The sequence below is a fragment of the Aeromonas sp. D3 genome, assembly GCF_027705025.1.
In the GTDB taxonomy this organism is placed as follows: domain Bacteria; phylum Pseudomonadota; class Gammaproteobacteria; order Enterobacterales; family Aeromonadaceae; genus Aeromonas; species Aeromonas salmonicida.
The window spans coordinates 72,137-91,061 of record NZ_JAPDBE010000007.1 but is presented as its reverse complement, the minus strand read 5'-3'; the positions used below and the strand labels follow the sequence as shown (position 1 = coordinate 91,061).

Annotated in this window: 13 protein-coding genes and 1 CRISPR repeat array (1 of these 14 only partly in view); of the genes, 8 read left to right on the top strand and 5 right to left on the bottom strand. The window is 53.6% G+C overall.

Features of this window, described 5'->3' with window-relative positions; all coding sequences use genetic code 11:
* Positions 1 to 1,203: direct repeats of the CRISPR family, unit length 38 nt; unit sequence GTCCTACTGGACTACGCCCTGACTAAAGGGATTAAGAC (it extends 131 nt beyond the left edge of the window).
* Positions 1,204 to 1,291: 88 nt separating this feature from the next.
* The 8 genes from OKC28_RS06725 (at position 1,292) to OKC28_RS06690 (ending at position 8,060) form a co-directional block, all read left to right on the top strand.
* The gene (locus tag OKC28_RS06725) at positions 1,292 to 2,770 is read left to right on the top strand and encodes a GTPase (protein ID WP_270688339.1); all 1,479 of its coding nucleotides are present in this window, start codon (positions 1,292 to 1,294) and stop codon (positions 2,768 to 2,770) included.
* Positions 2,771 to 2,772: 2 nt separating this feature from the next.
* Positions 2,773 to 3,573, top strand: a complete 801-nt coding sequence (locus tag OKC28_RS06720) for a GTPase (protein WP_265467787.1) — start codon at positions 2,773 to 2,775, stop codon at positions 3,571 to 3,573.
* Positions 3,574 to 3,583: 10 nt separating this feature from the next.
* Positions 3,584 to 3,949, top strand: coding sequence for a hypothetical protein (locus tag OKC28_RS06715; protein WP_270688335.1), 366 nt, complete (start codon positions 3,584 to 3,586; stop codon positions 3,947 to 3,949).
* The gene (locus OKC28_RS06710) at positions 3,942 to 5,630 is read left to right on the top strand and encodes a GTPase (protein WP_270688333.1); all 1,689 of its coding nucleotides are present in this window, start codon (positions 3,942 to 3,944) and stop codon (positions 5,628 to 5,630) included. The genes OKC28_RS06715 and OKC28_RS06710 overlap by 8 nt, the downstream gene beginning before the upstream one ends.
* 96 nt (positions 5,631 to 5,726) lie before the next feature.
* The gene (locus OKC28_RS06705; protein ID WP_270688331.1) at positions 5,727 to 6,227 is read left to right on the top strand and encodes a hypothetical protein; all 501 of its coding nucleotides are present in this window, start codon (positions 5,727 to 5,729) and stop codon (positions 6,225 to 6,227) included.
* Positions 6,228 to 6,331: 104 nt separating this feature from the next.
* The gene (locus OKC28_RS06700; protein ID WP_270688330.1) at positions 6,332 to 7,327 is read left to right on the top strand and encodes a radical SAM protein; all 996 of its coding nucleotides are present in this window, start codon (positions 6,332 to 6,334) and stop codon (positions 7,325 to 7,327) included.
* On the top strand, positions 7,311 to 7,811 hold the full coding sequence (locus tag OKC28_RS06695) for a hypothetical protein (RefSeq protein WP_270688328.1): 501 nt from the start codon (positions 7,311 to 7,313) through the stop codon (positions 7,809 to 7,811). Before OKC28_RS06700 ends, OKC28_RS06695 begins: the two co-directional genes overlap by 17 nt.
* A 126-nt stretch (positions 7,812 to 7,937) precedes the next feature.
* A complete protein-coding gene (locus tag OKC28_RS06690) occupies positions 7,938 to 8,060 on the top strand; it encodes a hypothetical protein (protein WP_270688326.1) in 123 nt (40 codons plus the stop codon).
* Between the two features lie 288 nt (positions 8,061 to 8,348).
* Here OKC28_RS06690 and OKC28_RS06685 read toward each other — a convergent pair whose 3' ends face one another.
* The 5 genes from OKC28_RS06685 to OKC28_RS06665 form a co-directional block, all read right to left on the bottom strand.
* Positions 8,349 to 8,513 carry a hypothetical protein gene (locus OKC28_RS06685; RefSeq protein ID WP_270688321.1) on the bottom strand — a complete coding sequence of 55 codons (165 nt, stop codon included), beginning with the start codon at positions 8,511 to 8,513 and terminating at the stop codon, positions 8,349 to 8,351.
* A 1,248-nt stretch (positions 8,514 to 9,761) separates the two neighbouring features.
* Positions 9,762 to 11,678 (bottom strand): hypothetical protein, encoded by a 1,917-nt coding sequence (locus OKC28_RS06680; protein WP_270688319.1) that lies wholly within the window; start codon positions 11,676 to 11,678, stop codon positions 9,762 to 9,764.
* 8 nt (positions 11,679 to 11,686) lie between these two features.
* A complete protein-coding gene (locus OKC28_RS06675) occupies positions 11,687 to 14,143 on the bottom strand; it encodes an AAA family ATPase (RefSeq protein WP_270688317.1) in 2,457 nt (818 codons plus the stop codon).
* Positions 14,101 to 15,621 carry a hypothetical protein gene (locus OKC28_RS06670; RefSeq protein WP_270688315.1) on the bottom strand — a complete coding sequence of 507 codons (1,521 nt, stop codon included), beginning with the start codon at positions 15,619 to 15,621 and terminating at the stop codon, positions 14,101 to 14,103. Before OKC28_RS06670 ends, OKC28_RS06675 begins: the two co-directional genes overlap by 43 nt.
* Positions 15,611 to 18,925, bottom strand: a complete 3,315-nt coding sequence (locus OKC28_RS06665) for a DEAD/DEAH box helicase (protein WP_270688312.1) — start codon at positions 18,923 to 18,925, stop codon at positions 15,611 to 15,613. The genes OKC28_RS06670 and OKC28_RS06665 overlap by 11 nt, the downstream gene beginning before the upstream one ends.

Below are 18,925 nucleotides of genomic sequence, written 5' to 3'. Positions count from 1 at the left end.
AGCTTGCGGGAACGTCCTACTGGACTACGCCCTGACTAAAGGGATTAAGACTCAGCAGTGGCCCAAGAGGTGCCACCAGCGCCTTGGTCCTACTGGACTACGCCCTGACTAAAGGGATTAAGACGAAGAGGTAATGACAGCCGAGCTGGCAGGGCGTCGTCCTACTGGACTACGCCCTGACTAAAGGGATTAAGACTTATCAGACTCTTTCTTATTCTCTCTGGACAGCAGTCCTACTGGACTACGCCCTGACTAAAGGGATTAAGACTCTGCTGGTAGTAGTAAACTTCCTCCCTGTTTTCGTCCTACTGGACTACGCCCTGACTAAAGGGATTAAGACGTAGTAGTGGAAACCCAGCAGGGAGAAAGTAACAGTCCTACTGGACTACGCCCTGACTAAAGGGATTAAGACAAAACAACAGGGCAAAAATAATAACTCCGCTATGGTCCTACTGGACTACGCCCTGACTAAAGGGATTAAGACATACTGCGTGCCACCACGGTCTTGCAGTCAGGTAGTCCTACTGGACTACGCCCTGACTAAAGGGATTAAGACATACTGGTCTCGAGAGCATCGACAGTTTCATCTCGTCCTACTGGACTACGCCCTGACTAAAGGGATTAAGACTGAACAGTACGGTTAAGGTTGAGCAGATTCTGCAGTCCTACTGGACTACGCCCTGACTAAAGGGATTAAGACCCTTGCCGTATTCCGGCTTACCTTGATGGTACTCGTCCTACTGGACTACGCCCTGACTAAAGGGATTAAGACCACATCATGATCCCAGTTCAGCAGAGTCGGTTTGTCCTACTGGACTACGCCCTGACTAAAGGGATTAAGACTGAACGAAGCTCTCATTGACGACATCATCAAGGGTCCTACTGGACTACGCCCTGACTAAAGGGATTAAGACTTCTTCCCATCCTCCAGGCTGGTGATGCGACCGTCGTCCTACTGGACTACGCCCTGACTAAAGGGATTAAGACGTAGGTGGAGGTTCCTTGCATGTAGCCGGCATTCGTCCTACTGGACTACGCCCTGACTAAAGGGATTAAGACCAGGCGCTCGAGTTCATTGACTGCGGAATCTTTTGTCCTACTGGACTACGCCCTGACTAAAGGGATTAAGACGATGAGGTCAGCCTTGGCCGGGACTTTCTTTTGGGTCCTACTGGACTACGCCCTGACCAAAGGGATTAAAAAATGCCCCCGGGCTGGCCAATTGGCCAGCCCGTTTTTTTTACTCGCCACCACTATCCTCTTTCCTGTGCTCATCACAGAGGAAGAGACCATGCTCCACACTCCCCAGGCCCACCTGCTGACCCGCCTGAAAACCCTGCACCAGACCTTGCAGGCCACCCCGGCTGGCATGCCGCTGGCCCGGACACTCGCCAGCTGGCTGACCCGGCTCGCCGACCAGCCCGCCACCTTGCTGCTGCTTGGCAACTACAACGCAGGCAAAAGCACCCTAGTCAATGTGCTTAGCAGCGAGGAGCTGGCACCGACCGGCGATATCCCGCTGACCGACCGGGTGATCGACTACCCCTGGCAGGGACTCTGCCTGCGCGATACCCCGGGACTTAACGCCCCCATTCCCCATCAGGCGGTCACCGAGGCGGCACTGGCCAGCGCCGATCTGGTGGTCGTGGTGGTGCGCAGCGGCGATGTGGACGAGGCCTGCCTCTACCGGCAGCTGGCCTCCCTGCTGCGACGCGGTAACCCCTTGCTGATCGTGCTCAATGGCGATAGCAGCGAACCCGCCCTGCTCGCCAGCTGGCAGCAACAGCTCTGCCGCCATCTGCTGGCGCTGGAGCAGGAGGGGATAGCCCACGCCAGGCTGGCCGCCATCCCGGTGATCCCCCTCAACCTGCAGACCGCCTGGCATGCCCGCGAGCAGGGCGGCCCACTACTTGCCGCCAGTGGCTACCCTCTGCTGGCAACCGCGTTGCAACAGTGGGCCACGCAGCAACTGGCCTGCGAGCCTTGGCGTGCCCCGCTCTTGACCTGCCTGCAACAGGGGCTGACCCAGCTGTTGCAAAACGGCGCGGCAGAGCCGGCGAGTCAGCCCCTGCTGGCGGCACGTCAGCAACTGCAACATCTGGCGCAGCGGTTGCAACGACAGGGGCGGCTGCAACTGGCCTGCCAGTTAAGTGCGCTACGCCCGGCGCTGACGGCGGCGCTCCACAGCGCCGACCCGCAGACTCAGGTAGCCATGCTGGTTGAAGCGCTCTGTCACCAGTTGCAAAGCTGGCTTGCCAGCGAACAACCCGATCGGCAGTGGCGAGCCCTTAATCCGATGACGCAGCCATTGCCTCACACTGCCCCGGCGGGGCCGCTCACAGATCCGGTCGATGAGGCAATGAAGCTCGGTATGCCGCTGCTACAGGGGGGGCTCGCCAAGGTGGGGGGGCGGCTTAATCTGGCCATCTCCCTGCTGCTGGGTGCTGCCGAGATCTATCGCCAGCAGCGTGAGCAGTCACAGCAAACCGAGCTGGCCCGCGATGCGCAACTGCTGGAGATGCAACAACTCAGCGCCCTCAGCCAACAGCTGGAAAGCACGATCGCACTGGCACTGGACGAGGCGATCCGGGCCACCCTGGCCGAGCCGCTGGCGACCCTTGAGCAACAGCTGGCCGAACTGGCCCGTCAAGCCAGTGTCGATGCCCGGCAACGGTTGGTGTGGCAGCAGTGGCTGGAGGAGATCGCCATCATGCTGGCCCCGCGGGACGCACCATTTGGTGAAACCACCGCCAGCCCAAGCGCGGCGTGATAATGACTCATACCCTAGTGACAGGAGAGACCCCCATGCTGCTCGACACACTGCTCAGCCGTTATCCGGATCTGCACGACCAGATCGCCCTGCTGCAGGCGCTTTACCGCGCAGATCCGCGGCCGACAATAGCCGCCATTGGCGACTACAACACCGGCAAGAGCGCCCTGCTCAACGCCCTGATGGAGCGGGATCTGTTTACCGTGGCAGATCGCAGGGAGACCCGACAGTTGCAAACAGGGGTGGCCCACGGCCTCTGCTGGCTCGATACCCCGGGGCTCAATGCCGACCCGAGCGGCGCGGATGATGCGGCCAGCCAGCAGGCGATGGCACGGGCCGATCACCTGCTGATCCTCCATGCCCTCGGCAACGGCGAATTGGCCCCCGACCTGCTGCCCCTGCTGGAGGAGCACGATGCCACCCTGGTGTTGACCCGGATCGATGAATGCAGCGATGGGGCAAGGGAAGCCGCGCTGGCCGCCATCCGGCAGCAGTGGGATGGCCCGCTGGTGCTCTGCAGCAGCACCCGCTGGCAACTGGGCAAACGTGTGGGTGAAGAGAAGGTATTGGCCAGCAGCGGCATCCCTGCCCTGCGCCAGCAGTTGATGACCGATGCAGCCGGCTGGCTGACTCGCCGTCAGCGCCGTTTTGCCCGACTCAAGGCGCCGCTTGAACAGATCCTGATGGCCCGCCAGATCCAGTTGCAGGCCCGGGTGTTCAAGGCGCAACTGGCCCCGCTGTCGGCCCGGGAGAGCCTGGCCGATCGTCTCAACCAGATCATCGACACCCTCAACAACCGTTAAGGAGCACCTTATGGCACCTCTGTTTTGGCTAGGCGGTCTCTTGGTGACCGGCATTACCACCTATCTGGCAACCCGGGAAAGCCCCTCTGACAGCGAGGAGTATGACGACCCGACACCGCAAGGGCCCAACCCTGCCAGTCGCCGTCAGGGTGAGCTGATGCTGGCCCAACTCTGCCGCGAGCTGGATGTGGCCGACCCTGGCATCACAACACTGCAGGCAGATCCGCAAGGCTGTTATGAAGCGCTGCTGCACAGGATTGAGCGAGAGGCCGAGCAGGCCGCCGCCCCGCTGGAACGAGAGTTGGCCCAGCTGGTTCAGCTACAAGCAGCGCTGGCGGCGTTGACCCTGCCAACCCGAGGTGCAGACCATGAGTGATCCCTTCACCCCTTTTCAGCTGAGACTGGCCAAGTTGACCGACGCCTCACGGGCTGCCCATGATAGAGAGGCGGGGTTACTGGCTCAGCTTGACCAGTTGCAACAACAACTGGCCTTGCCCGCCGCGTTGGCAGCGCGAGCCGCCAACTCTGCGCTGGCAGCCGATGCGGCGCAGCTCACGACGACTCTCAGCAATCTGGCCACCGGCTGGCAGCAAGAGTGGCAAAACCAGGCACCGATGCGAGCCCTGAGCGAACAACTGGCCGACCGGTTGGTACTGCTGATTTATGGCAAGGTGAACGCCGGAAAATCGAGCCTTATCAACTATCTCAGCGAACGACTTGGCGCCACACTGATGGCCAGTGCGCAGGCCTTTATCCTGCGTGAAGGCAGCCTTCTCCCCCACCCTTTACCACTTGCGGAAGGGGCCACTGAAACCACCCGCGAGATTGCGGTGATCCTGATCGGTGACAAACTGGCCTTGATCGATACCCCGGGGTTGCACTCGGTCACCCGGGCCAACGGCGAGCTGGCAAGGCGCTTTACCGATAGCGCCGATGCCCTGCTCTGGATCACCCCCTCCACCAATCCGGGACTGATCCATGAACTCGATGCACTTGCTGCAGAGCTGACCCTGGGCAAGCCCCTGCTGCCGGTGATCAGTCGCAGCGACATTCAGCAAGAGAGTTGGGATGAAGCCAGCCATCAGGTGGTGAGCAAGCTGGTTGCCAAGTCCCCCGAGCGACGTGAGCAACAAGAGGAGGATCTCTATCAGCGCGCACAGCAGCACCTGATCAGCAAAGGGGAACTACGTCAGGCCATCAGTATGTCTGTGGCCTGCGCCAAGGGAGATCCTGAGTCTGATCATGGTCTGGACAGGCTGGGTGGTGCACTTGCGGCTCTCACCGAGCAAGCCCTGATTTATAAACCCGCCAAGTGGCAAGCTCAGCTCGACCACTTTATCCAGCGCAACGTGATCGCGCCCCTTGAGCATCAGTTACAACCAGCGCTGACACGGCTGGAGCAGGCCTTGCAGCGGATCGAGCAGGCACTGCCCACCCTGCGGCAAACCCTGCAAGAAGAAGCGCTGATCACGCTGCTTGAGGCCTGGCCTGCCCTGGTTGAACGTCATCAACATGCGCAACGGCGCGACCAGCTACTCGGCGACTATCAGGCGTTGCGTGAACAGACGCTGGCAGCACTGATCGAGCGCCATCTCGCCCCGTTGCTGGCGATGCTGCCCACACCGACCAGCCTGCTTCAGGCGACCGAATTGGGAGAGTACCGGGATCGCTATATCACCTGGCAGGAACCGGCCAATCCTGGCAAACACAATCTGGCACGCCTGGGAGCCGGACTGCTAGGGGGAATACTGGGGGCACTGGGTGGCCCGGTTGTCAGTGCAGTCTCTGCGCTGGCTGCAACGGCTCTGGCAGACAAGCTCATCGGTTCACCGGCAGAACAGACCCGGCGCGACAGGGTTGGCTGTGATAACAGCGACCTGCTCGGCAAAGGAAGCTCGGCCATCGAGCAGGATCTGCAGAGGGCGATCGAGACCCTGCTCAACCAGATCCGGCAAGATTATCTCTCTCCCCTGCGCGGCTATCTGGCTGGGGTGGCGCAGTGCCTCACTGTACTGCCTCATAGCGCCACTCCCGTCGATCACTCGGCCCTGCCATAAACCGACCTGACAGCCGCTCACCAACTGGTGATGGCTTCAGGGCCTCCCGGACAACATTAGGATATCCATGTTGTCACTCACCGCCGCGGAGGCCCCATGAAGACACTGACCCTGACCGACAGCCGCCAGATGCAACCCTATCTGGCCCAAGTCTGGGCGATGCTGGTCGCCAGCTATGCCGAGGTGAGTGGCGGCCTGCACTATGCCGAGCCGGCAGAGCTGCTGACCAAGACCCAACGCTGGCGGCTGGTGATCTATCGCGGCCGGGTGATCGCCAGCACCCTGTTCAAAGCCAAGCGCGGCTGGAAACTGGTTGCCATGGCCAGCTGCCGACAACATGGTCTGCGGGCTCGTCATGCTCTTCGTCGCCTTATTTGTGCCGATCTGCCCCGAGCCTGGATGGAACTTTCTGAGCGCGCCGAACGCTTTGTTCTGTGTTGCTGCGGAGGGCATCACTACCTGATCCATGCCAGTCTGGCCGCAACCTTGCTGGACAAACCCGTAGAACCTGTCGCTGAGGATGGTTATCACTACCGCCGCACCGTAGCAGGGCTGCTGAAAGCCAAGGTCATCGTGGGAACCCCGCTCCCCTGCTAACCCCGCCCCCGCTTCGCCATGACGGCCCACCATTTGGCACGCCGCTAAATACGGCCCACACGGCGTTATCTTGCCCCCCATGAAATGGACTCAGGAGAGAGCAAATGCAACTTCGTTTTGACTATATTCGCCAGTTGATCACGGTTTGGCTGGCCCACGGTGGTAACCGAAAAATCGAGCTTGCCGCACTGGAACCCTTGCTATGGCGAGATGGCAACCATCAACTGGCTGATCTCGTCGCCTACCTTAAAGAATGTGGTTGTTCGGTATCGCTCACTACCAATGGCAGCCTGCTGGCTCATCATGCGTTGCCGCTCAAGCAGGCCGGCGTTGATCTCGTACGTTTGAGCTGGCACACCTTGAACCCCGACACCTTTGCCCAGATCACAGGTCAAAACCTATATCACCGCTTTATCGATGGTCTGGAGAGTGCTATCGCCAATAGGCTTCCTCTTGCCATCAATCGGGTATTGCTGAAAGGCCACTGCGCCGATCTGCCAGAGCAGATTGCATTTATTGATCGCCACCAGCTCAGGCTCAAATTATTGGATCTCTACTGGATGCCCAGCATGGCGGAGCAATATGAACGCTTTTATATCTCTCCACATGAAGCACTTAACCAGTTTGCCGATATCTGCATGCTGAATGCCCCTGGCCGTAGCGCAAGTCAGCACGGAGGACGTGACCGTATTCGCTATCAAACCCGGCACGGTGGCATTGTCGAGTACAAGTTAGGGGATGAGGCGCGCCGTGACGCGCAGCAGTGCCGGCACTGTCCGCAACAGGCCGACTGTCTGGAGGGCTTCGCTGATTATCTGCGGGTATTTCCTGACGAGAGTATCTCGCTCTGCTATATGCGCAAGGAGCTTGGTCATTCGATGCCCTCTTCAGAACTGGCAACCCTGCCAGCCTGGCTGGCACAACATCAGCAGGAACTGCAGATGCCGCTGCGGCTGGTACTAACCGGCCAATGCAACTTCAACTGCGGTTTTCCTGGCTCAACCCGCTCGTGGTGCCTCAAGCAAGGGCGAGGGTTTAGCTTTCCGCCCCGTCAGCCTGCAGCGATAAATGAGGAGCGGATCTATGTCCAGAACGCTTAAGTTGCAGTTGCTCACCATGCTGCAACAGGAACTGCGCCGGATGTGCGAGCTGGCCATCGCAGGTGCTCATGAAGCACAACAGGAGGCCAACTATCACATTGGCGCCATGGAATCGCGCTATGACACGTTCAAAGAGGAAGCACAATATCTGACTGAAGCCCAAAAATTGCGACTCCTGACACTTCAGGGACAACTGCAAGAGTGCGTTCGCTTGCATAGCCTGCTAGCAAAACAGCAACGCCCCTACCAGCGCATTCAGCTTGGAGCCCTTATCACCCTGCTCGAGGAGGGGCAAGAGAGAGTACAACTTTTTATTGCACCTGCCAGCCTTGGCAAGCCGCACGAATGCACACAGGGCAAGGTTATCTGTATTACACCAGATACCCCTGTTGTCTCCCCCGCCATGGGACTGACTGTCGGCGAGGAATATCAGGTCTGTATAGGCAACGCCATCAGGAACTACGACATCATTGCCATCGAATAATATCTTGGCTCGTTCACCCAGCCCAATCATTTGCCAACAACACCAATTGGTCACACCACAAGCCCCCTATTCAACGTCCATAATATAGCTGTTCCCTAACAGGGTTGAAAAACAAAGGAGCCCATCATGTTCGAACTGCTTGAAAAATTGTTGGAGCAAGCCAAAGAGCTTGAAACTGACAAAGTTGTCATGCTCGGCGTTGTTGTCGTTGCTCTCGCCATCGTCAGTAAAGAGGCCAGATCTCAATAAATAGCATATATGTGTCGAGCGCTATCAATGACGTATCGATAGCGCTCGGCCTCGTTGGAGAACAATATGATGCAGCCGCTCAATAAAAAAGAAAACAGCCACCTCCCTTTAACCCCCCCCCCTCGATTGTTAAACCATTTTCAGCTTTAATAAACCGTAGGCGTCTCTCAACGCCACAGCATGTATTCCTCTAAAATTTAACACAACATCCTTGAACGTTCAGCAATAATCATCAACAAGGAAATATAGACCGCCCCTACATGACAAAATTTAATATCACGCCCTAGTTCAACAAGCTGTTATACCGCCGCAAGGGACATCAATAAACCAAGCCATCACCATTAAAACACCATTCTTCATGCAGGTTAATGCCAAGCCTTGTTTGATGGCATATAATGGGTCTATTGCCATATTATGGCAATTTTTATCGGAGATTTTTCCAGATTTTTGCATGCAAATCGCTATGATTTCATCATGTACACAAACCCTAGCCTTTAAAAAACTACACCTTAAAAAACAAACCCTTAAGCTAGTAAAACTACTATCTCAATGTCAAAAATCCGTGCCACTATATGGCAATGAGCATTTGGCGCTGCCATATGGTGGCAGACGCTTCTACACAACGCCTTGCTGAACCTGTTTACCATACAGATAACTCAGAAAAACCATCAAAACATGAACCAATTTTGAGTAGATATGCGAACATGGCTACTTTAATATTCATCTCGGTGCCTTGTCCCAAGATAGTACAATGGGATACCATTAATTATAACCAGGCACCCTTGGCGTAACCCATTCGAATCCACATCGTGGAATCCATTATCATGCATATTATGTAGCCTTCGACGCCATCTTGTAGATGCTCAGGAATTATATCTTTTCATTCTGACCTTCATTTGCATCTTCTATATTTCAGGATGAAATGCGCTCTATATAGAGAACTATATTAAATAAAATGAATGCTAAGTGATACCTTATATTAGCTCACTTAGTGTCACGCTGTGATAATATGTTTAATTTGGCTATCTGATTAAGGTAGGCGATAGGGTTGCGATTTTATTCGCTGACGGAGAAAATAAATTAAATACGTCTTATCGCCCAGAGTAGAAATTGAAGAATATTGAATCTAAAATCCAATAAAAATAAAGATCTCATCAATATCACATTCTGGAAATCATCTTATTCAGACCTGTTCAACTTGGCGACTCAGGAGTAAAGCAGCCGATAATTGGTGAATGCAGACTGAAAACGAGGTCAGTTTTATCGGCCACAACATCTCTGCATTCACGCCTCTGCACCCAGAGGCGGGAGCGTACTTTGTTAAAAACTCTAGAAAACATAAACATTGAATAAAAAAGGCAACTTTGATGCCCAAAAATCAAACGATTGACTGTTCGAGTTATTTCAATTGAGAACAGCAATTGATCTGGTTTTGTGCTATTGATGCATTTGCCATTCAATTTAACAAAGTTTGCTCCCGCCATGCCCTGCTCCGAACCCCAGTGTCAGGTGATAACCAGAACTGTACTACCAGTTAGTTATCACCCACCAATCGTCCCTCAGAAATTGTCACGCATCATGCGTTCATATCTGAGACAAATCCGTTTTTTATATGTGCTATTAATGCCCTATTTATGATAACAAAGTCATGTCTCAGTCTGATAATAAACGAATTTATACACTCATCATTGTATGACTTTACTACCTCACAATTTCAGGCTCATCGCTGGTATATTGAATTTCAAACGCTTCGCTGAATCGACCGAAATAGTTATTCTGAACATGGGTCGCAGAAGGCGCTATCTGAAACAATCTGGAGCCATCTTTCCGTCGGTAGATCCCCCAAGTGGCGTTACAGTAGCACTTCGCCTCAAAGCAATCATGCTCTCGGGGAGTAAACTGAGTGACCGATTCACCACATTCTGGGCAACGAGACAAACGAAGCAAGTCTGCGTGCGCCGACATCAGGCGGCTTTTCGCCGACTCGACTTCATCAGGCGACAATTGGATTCCCTTTTTTTGCCTCAGTTGATGCAACTCCTGATCAAATTGGATAGGCCAGCCAGATTCCAACGGAGCCAACAGTTTGAACGCCCCATTCTCCACTTTCGTATTTGGCACCGTGATGTTATTTCGGATGGATTTGCTGACCTCAACGGTCTGTTCATAACGGTTAACCAAGCCTCTCAGGTACCAGCGCTGCAGCGCCATGGCCAGATTCTCTACAGAAAACAGTTCAAGCGGGGATGCGGTAACCGTCTCAACAGTATGCTGAAATGTCGGGCAGTTGAATTCATCTGGCCGAAGTTGCCCTGATTTAATCGGCGCCAGAGGCGAGATCAACAGGCGTTGCTCACCGTGATTAGTGTGGGCCTCAACAGGCAGGCTTGCACCATCCAGATCGCTGAAGACAGGTGTGATCGTGAGCGCAGCATGTTGGCTCCTTAACGTAATATCGAGCCCGGCCTTTTCAACAACGAGTGCTGTACTGGAACCTTTGGGAGTTAAACCAATCGCCTCCAGTGCGTGATACACAACCAACTCGACATAATCCGAGTAGAGCTTAGCGCTGTATTGGGCGAGACGGATCTTTTCATCCTGCTCCAGCTCAGTGCGCTCCTGAGTTTTTACCCAGCAGTCCCACAGCCGTACCAGGTGACGATAATGCTGATCGTGGGCCAATACATTCGTTATTCTCAGCTTGCTGCCGATGTTGGCGTTCCGAGGAATGGCCTGATAAAGCTTCGACTGGCGCAGGCTGCGCACTTCCCTTAGCAAAAAGCGAAGGTGCTCTAATGTGGCTTTACTGCTGGAGGCTGCATGCTCTAGCTCGTCATCGCTAAAGCTTTGGCCCCACATTGAGCAGATGTTCTCACGAATCTTCCAATAGAGGTCGCTGCCCACTGAATAGGACAAAGCGGAATCGAAGATACCAGCGAGTTGCTCGATTTCCCTTAGGCGGCTTGCCAGATATATGTCGAGGTGATCGACCAATCGTGCGAAGACACGATTCTCGTAAATGTCGTAGTTATCTTCGTTAAGCCGTGTGATGACGCGTTTAGGCAGAATCCCGGTAAAGGTGCGAGACTGCCAATCTTCCGAATGGGCGGCCAGATAGTCGGGGGCCTTGTTGGATAAGCGTTTGGCTCTGCTGGTCTGAACCAGCTCCTCTTTCTGAATCAGCTCCAGCCTGGGGCGATACGCAATTTCATACAGATGCCCAGCTTGGAGCACATCAAGCAGCAGTGACTCCAATGGTTGCATCTCACTTCGACCCAAAACTGTCGGGGGCAGCAAGGGCGAGACATTCCGAAACTCCGCATGCGAAGCGCTGTTAAAACGTTTGGCGATAATGCTGAGCGTATCACTGAGCAAGGCTTCGAGTGCGGCGCTGGTTTCGGTCTCAGCAGCACAGTGTTCCGGCTGGAAATAGGTGCCTGAAACTGGCCCGCTGTGCCAACGGCCGCAGCCTTCATTGAGCAGCAGCTGGCCTGCTTCCAGTTCGAAGCGTCTTTGATATTGCAACGGGTGTTGCTCTACCTGATACCTGCCGGAGATGATCTCCTCCGGCAAGTCATCCAGCTTGAGCCTTTTCCCGGTAAACCGATCAAGAAGCATGGTCGTGGTTATCCCTTACGGTCGAGCTCTTTTTCGAGCAAACGTAGCGCTTTGACCGGCTTGTCGTTGGTCTCGAGCAGTTCCCAGGTTTCCTCAAGGGCCTCAATCAGCTGATTTACGTGATCCTTAGTGGTGTCATAGCGGCCAACCACTTTGCCCGGGCGCAGAATTTTTGTCGTGATCAGGTGATCTGCTGCCTGGCCAAGACTGCCTCCCGCCGCCAATACAACAGGAATAAACGCGGAAAGCTGACGCTCAAGTCGGTTACCCCACCCAACATTAAATTGCTTTTGTAGCACATCACTGAAACTGTGGGACGGGTGCAGGAACTCTTTCACCTGTTCGATTTCGGCTGTGTATTGTTCTTTGGCTTTGTGGAAAGCCTCGAGAAGTGAGGTAAAGCTGAACTTGACGGGCTCTTCAGCGATACGAGTGTTAATTTCAAATCGGTGCTCATTGCGTGGCAGCTCCATCACATGGGCACGGTCATAAGTTTTGTCGGCAAACTCATTGGTGGTTTCATCGTGGTTGGCCGTGCCAATGAACCAGACGTTCTGCGGGATTTGCAGCTTATGCTGATCAATCAGCAAGTTCGGCGCATTGGGGCAGGGTGAGGTTGCCAGCGCAATCTGCTGCCGTTCGGTATCCTCCTCGAGGGCCGACAAGAATTCGGCAAAATACTGCTCAGGACGAGACAGGTTCATTTCATCCAACAAAATGACGCAGGGACGGTCGGCATAAGCCGGCAACGATGCCCGATACAGGCCTTGAACCGCTTCTTTCTCGTAGTACTTTTTCTCAAACGCGTTGTAATGCCCCAGCAGGTCCTCTTTATCCCGCCAACCTGCTTGAACACGGACGCTGGTGCAGTGCCCCCCTACGGCGCGAGAGAATGCGGTGGCTAAACTGGTTTTACCGGTACCACTGATCCCCTGAAGAATAGCCAGTCGTGACATGGCCAGGCCACCGAGGAAAATTTGAATGTCCTCAAGGCGGTAGTAAAGCTTTTTTCCTGTTTTCACATCCAGCGCGATACGATGCTGCAGCACCTGCGCAAACTGTTTAAGATCCCGAACTGCTTCCAACTTCGGCTGGCTTTGAAGATTATGGTCATTGTCCATTGCCTGCATCGCAGGGAAGGCGGTTTGACTGCTCTGACGCTGTACCAAATCATCGACTTGTGATTCCAGCTCATCAACGGCACGGGACAACACTTCTTTGTGCTTGCGTAGGACCCGAAGTTCTTTTTCCTGAGTTTCCTGACCAATAACCGAGATCGCCCCCTTGGCTACAGCGCGACGTAGCTCATTGAGCTGACGTTCCAGATCGAGTTTGTCCTGTTCCTGCTGGTCGAACTCATGGCGCAATTGGTCGTACTGAGATTGCAGCGAACCAGAAGGTTTCAAGGCGAGTTCGTTCTTAAGCTGTTCAACTTGCCTTTGTGCCTGATTCAGTTGCTCGATAAGCGCTTGCGGAGAGCGGTCCCCCATCAGCTGGCGAATATCATTCCAAGATTCAAGCGCTTTATCCCGGGTAGCAAGCATACCATTCGCAGAAGCGAGCCGTTCACGGAGAGCCTCCAACTGGCGTTCTTTGGCAGCCAGTTGCTCTGCGGCCAACTCTTGAGCTTGCTTATCCAGGTGTTTTTGCTGTTTCTGCAGAGCAGCTAGTTTTCCATCCAGGCTCAGTTTATGGCTCTCGAGCTCGTATTTTTGAGCATCGAACTCCGTCTGTTGCTCAATCAGCTTGCGCTCTTTTGCAGCAATGGCATCAAAAGTACTTTTTTGTTTTGCCAATAACTCGCGGTGGCGTTCTATACGGGCATTAGCTGCGGTTTGTTCTTCAGCAGTGATTACAGACTGCAGCTCTTCCAGAGACTGCTCCAGCTCCGCTTTCTTTGACTGCAATTGCTTGAGCGAGGCCTCATTCTGTTTAGCAAAGCCAGCCTCCGCGTTGAGCTCCTGTGTTTCCAGCTCTCGCTTCTTGATGGCCAACTCATTTTGCTCAGCAGCAAACGTCAATTTTTCTTTGTTCAGTTCGGTTACCTGAGCTTTAAAAGCGGCTTGCTCTTTTTTGAAGGCTTCCTTGTTTTGCTCAAGAATTGTCCGCTCATTACTGATACGAGACGATTCAACTTTGGCTAGCTCAGTCTCTTTTTCGAGTTTTGAACGGTAGTTAGCGCACTCTGAAGTCAACCTGTTTAACTCAGAAACCAGCTCGTCCAGCAGCTCCTGCGTTTGAGCATCGGCTTTAGCAATCACTTCATCCTTGACTGCCGCTGAAATACCCTCCTGCAGCTCCACATCTTCAGGCAAGCGCCCGAGTACACTAGCCATTTTTTCGGCAAAGCTCCGGCCAGAACCAGAGGCTTTTTGATTGTTTGACGCACTTGTCGCAGTTTTATTCGGTTTTTTTGCCATTTTCAGATTTCTTTCTCGAACAATTTGACCCAACTGATGAGCCATTGGGTTTGATTAAAAACTTGTTGTTTATCTAGCTGATCACCGGATGCATGCCCCGCCTTATTTCTGAGATCGGCCAACTGCAACAGCTTGCGGATCCACCTGGGAGAGTGATGCTCTAGCTCAACCAAGGGGTGCCTCGGATGGCAGAAACAGGTCAGCAATGCACCGGCCAGCAACGATTTTAATGAGCCATGTTCGCGCTCAATTGCCATGATCAGCCCCCTAGAGTCGACACTTGCCAACGCTTCGGACTCATTGAGATTGAGGCCTGCTACTGGCAAGTGGTCAAATAGCGTTACTCGGGAGCTCCGTTCCAGCGGCTTTTGATGCTTTTTCTCACCTTCAGATAAGCCGTTGCCTCGTAGCATGTGGCAAACACGCTTACCGCTATATTTTTTCAGGAGGATTTTTATTAGACATTCCGCGACTTTTTGCGCAGTGATACATTCACTATCGATGTCCTCCCATCTGCATTTCTCGCCATTTAATATGTTGGCTTTGGACAAACGCAAGAGTGAGCCAACGTACCTCTCAAGTTCCGGATACCCGGAAAGCCAAGGCCACTCAGCCAACAGCTCAAGACGAAGCTGCTCTTCATCCTGCTCAATCGTGGCTTGCAGGTCTGCTGAATTGCCGTATTCAATGTTGAATATGCGTGCGACTCTTCCGGCTAAGTGCTGATCCTTCTCAAGACGTTCATTCAGCAACTCCCGCATATAGTCTGCTGCCGGGAAATAGCCAAAAGGATCGCTGGCCAGCCAAGGAACTTCCCCGTTGTCCGCCTTTTTCACGTAGCACCAGGCCAGAACCTGAATAGAGCGCTCGTCCATAAGCTCGTAGCCCCTGGAGAAGATGGCGCGTGATTCTGCCCAATCCCCACTGACCTGCAAACTGTTGAATCTGGCGGTTTCTGCCAGCTCCAGTGCCTTAAAGATCGCCTCGGTATCTGGCGTATCAGGAAGCCTGGTGGCCTTGAGGCAAAACGGTTTTTCGTATTTACCTTCTCCGCGGCTGCGCAAGAAGGTTGGGAATCCTTTGTCGTCAAACTTGTCGGGTTCGATGGTTTCGAGGGCATTTGCAATACGGGGCAGGAGTTTACCACTCCATGGCTCCTGAAACAGATAAGCCGTTGACAGCTCCTTACCGCCGATGATGCCATCATCAAGAGCTTCTTCGGCCTCAGAAGTTAGTTTGAAGCTTTTGTCCAAAAGTCCGTTTGGCTGCAGTTGTGCCGCAATGATAAATTTGACCAGCTCCGGATCGAGTGCCATGTGGTCTGCGATTTCGCTGCTGTGCACAACACCCGCACGGATGAGCTTAAGGATCGTTTTTTGAAACAGGTTTACATTGCGGGCATTTCTGCCTGGCGCCAGTACTTTCCAGGCCAGTAGTGGCACCAGCAGATGTTGTCGCTCAAATCCAAAGCGTTCAAACTTAGGCGAGCAGATAATCGGCGTGCTGGAAGGGTTAAATAACAAAGCCGTGCTCTCCATTGCATAGATTTTCGAAACTGTTCAACGCGGGAACGGCTTTCTGTGCCGCTGCAGAGATCACCATTGCTCTGTCGCCCACCACAATGAGAAGGCTGCGTTGACGACTCATTGCCACGTTCATCCGATTGGCCAGTCTGAGATGGCCGAACTTTCGATTGAGTGCGGACTCGGAGTTCAGCTCGACCTCATATTGGTTACTGCGGGTCATTGAAAGCAGAACAATGTCAAACTCTTTGCCCTGAAAAGCATCGACGGTGCCAATGCGTATACGTTCATGAACTTTTCCATCGGGATCAGTAAAGGCGGTGTAGCTTTTGTTGATTTCCAATTCACTGTTTGAATCGCAGATACCGTGCTCGGCCAGTGCTTTTTTGATCTCGGTGACCTGAGCGCTGTAAAACGAGATCACCCCGATGCTCTTGGTTGGTGCGATATGGGTGAGTCGGGCAACTTCATCCGCAATTCGCTTGGCTTCGCACTGTCTGGCGGTACTGGGGCCAATCCGACGCTCTGAGCCTTCAAAATTGGGGACATCGATCCAACCGCAGACTTTGCTGCCATACTCGGCCAGCCCGTGGTCAAAGCTTGCAGCCGTCAGGCCAGACATCAATTCATTGTCATAGAACTGATTGCTGATGAACTCACCCAAAACGGGATGCATGCGGTATTGCTTGTCCAGAGTGACGGTTCGGTTAACCCCGTCTTTGTTTTCCAACGCTTTCATTTGGCGGAACAGGCGTGCAAACAGGCTTTCCCGCAGACCGCTAGCAAAAGACTCATCCAACCCCTCCCGAGAGATAAGGTCTTGCTCCAGTTCAGGCTCGAGAATGTGTGGCAGCTGCATATGGTCCCCGACCAGAATGATGCGCTTCTCGCCCATAGACATCGGAATGAAGAGATCGAGTGGGTTCGCACGTGCAGCTTCATCAACAATGATGGTGTTAAACACCACAGATGAGCGGTTTTCTATGCTCTTCAGATCAGCCATCGAGTTGGACGCAGATTGTTGGCACGTCGCGCCAAGCACGGCTGAGTATTCGGCCGTTGCGTTGCGCACAGCTGCAGGCTGATAGCGAAGCGCGTTGGCATAGTCGTCCAGTACCGTGGTGACGCCATATCGGGTTGCCTCAAATTTGCCCGAAAGCTCGTCACGGATCTGGCACAACAGCTCTGTGACGCGGCTATCGGCCATTTGGCGTCGGCTAATGGGACGGGAATCCACAGCCAGGCGGTCCAGCAGTTTATCTTTCAGTGCCTTAAGCTTGGGCAGGTCCGGTCGATTTGCGGGCATCTGCCAGTTGGAAGCTTGTTCAAGTAGCTCCAGAGCCGCCGCTTTCAGCTCTATTTTTCCGATGTAAGCACTGGCAAGCAGATATTGGATACGATCGAGGCCGTCATCGCTAAACGCAGTTTCGGTTACACGAAGTGCCCTGACTGAGGCAAGTATCTGTTTCAGGTAGGCGCCACTGACCAGTGACTGATTGATACCAAATTTCTGTTTTATCAGGTCGTCCAGATCGCAAAGAAGCATCGCAGAAGGGCTTAGTTGACTAATCTCAGCTAGCGCAGTCAGATGATTTCTGACATCACGAAGATGCTCCTGCAGCTCTTGCGGCAGCAGGCGGGAGACCATGGCCTTCGTCAGACTTTGCTGGACGTTTTTCCAAGCCTGCCAGACCGGATCCTGAGCCTTAAGAGACGAGAGCTTTTGCTCGATCTGTACCGCACGTTGTTCACTCCAGGCCGATACCGGGTCGATACGTTGAGCATCCCGATTTCTACGCCCTCCAATTTTGGGAGCGGGTAAACCAAACACCTCTGAGCGCTCCAGAGCATTCTCGACGGCATCATGTTGGTAGCTGGAGACGAGGGTCTGATGCTGCACCTGCTCAGAATCAGACACTTCAGCCAGGCGTTTTAGCAAGGCGGCAATGACCTGGGTTTTACCGGTTCCCGGCGGCCCTTGAATCAAACAGATGTCAGGCGTATTCAACGCTGCATTAAGCGCTTTCCGCTGGCGGTCAGTTGGCTCACCTTTGAACATCATACGCGCAGCAGGAGAGAGCGCTTCCAAAGTCCGGCGGCGAATGCGTGGCACATCTCTCTCTTCAAGGAGGTACCTAAGCTGTGGCATGGGGTTTTGCCCCTGACTGATCAGCTCCCAGGCTTTTTGCCGACGCTGAAGACTGGTCATGGTGCCAGCCAATGACAGAAACAAGTAGCCTTGTTTTGGAGGAGAAATAGTTTTCTTGCCAAGGTCGGGTTCAAGAGTAAGGCTATTTTTACTTGCTTTGATGAATTTGCCGGCGAAGCGTCGCGCTTTGTCCTGCAGGGAAACAACTTTTGATAACTCGTCCTGAGTGAACCACTCAGGCAAGTTTTTATCCGCTTCCAGTAAGCCTTCGGAATTGGAAAGCAGGCCAGCAACAAAGTCTGGCAGCTTTTCCTGCATATCAAGGTCAAGCTCAAACTGCCAACGAACCGTTTCCTGTCCAACCGGTTCATAGGAGCGGTACCTGATATAGCCTTGCGCTATCGCTTCTGCTTCAGCTTTCTTTTGCTCCAGCTGATTGTATTTGCGCCACAGATTGATGTAGCTCTGATTGCTGTCAATAATAGCGGAAATCTGCTGCTGAGCCTCTTCTGAACCCAACAATGCCGCTGAAGAGGCATCAACAAATTGAATGTCAGCTTGGAGCCACAGAATGCCGTTGCTTTGTTGTCGACTGAGTGGTCTGAGTCGTTCAATAAACCAGGCGCCTTTGCTCCGCTGCACCATATCAATCAGCCAGCGACGGCCGATCAAAGTAAAACGGCTCTGACTCCCAGTCTGAACACTGTTGTCGTTCCGGTACATTTGAGCAAAGCAACCCCCGCCCTGGTTATCGCAAACAAACTCGCCCTGCAGCCACTTCAGGACATCCTCGACGGGCGACTGCGTGTTCGTTGTTTTTGCACGGACCTGTTCGATGATTTGTTCATCGGCTCCGAGATTCCAGACTTCATCGATTTCGACTGTGTCTTGAATCGGAAGGCAGGCAAGGTAAAGCGTGTCAGGTTCGAACTTGGCGACCGTTGCCAGGGTCACTTTGGCGGCCGGTTCCGGCAACGCCTTTATATTGACCTCGGCGAATTGTTTCTCGTCGTTGATAAGAAGAAAGTTATCGCCATGTTCCCGGATGGTGACGCATGAAGATTTGTCCCAGTGTGCTTTATTAAACCGTTCGGACCAGGGCGACGAAACCCGTATTAGATCCGTCTGAAAGTATGGAAATTCAAATAACTTCAT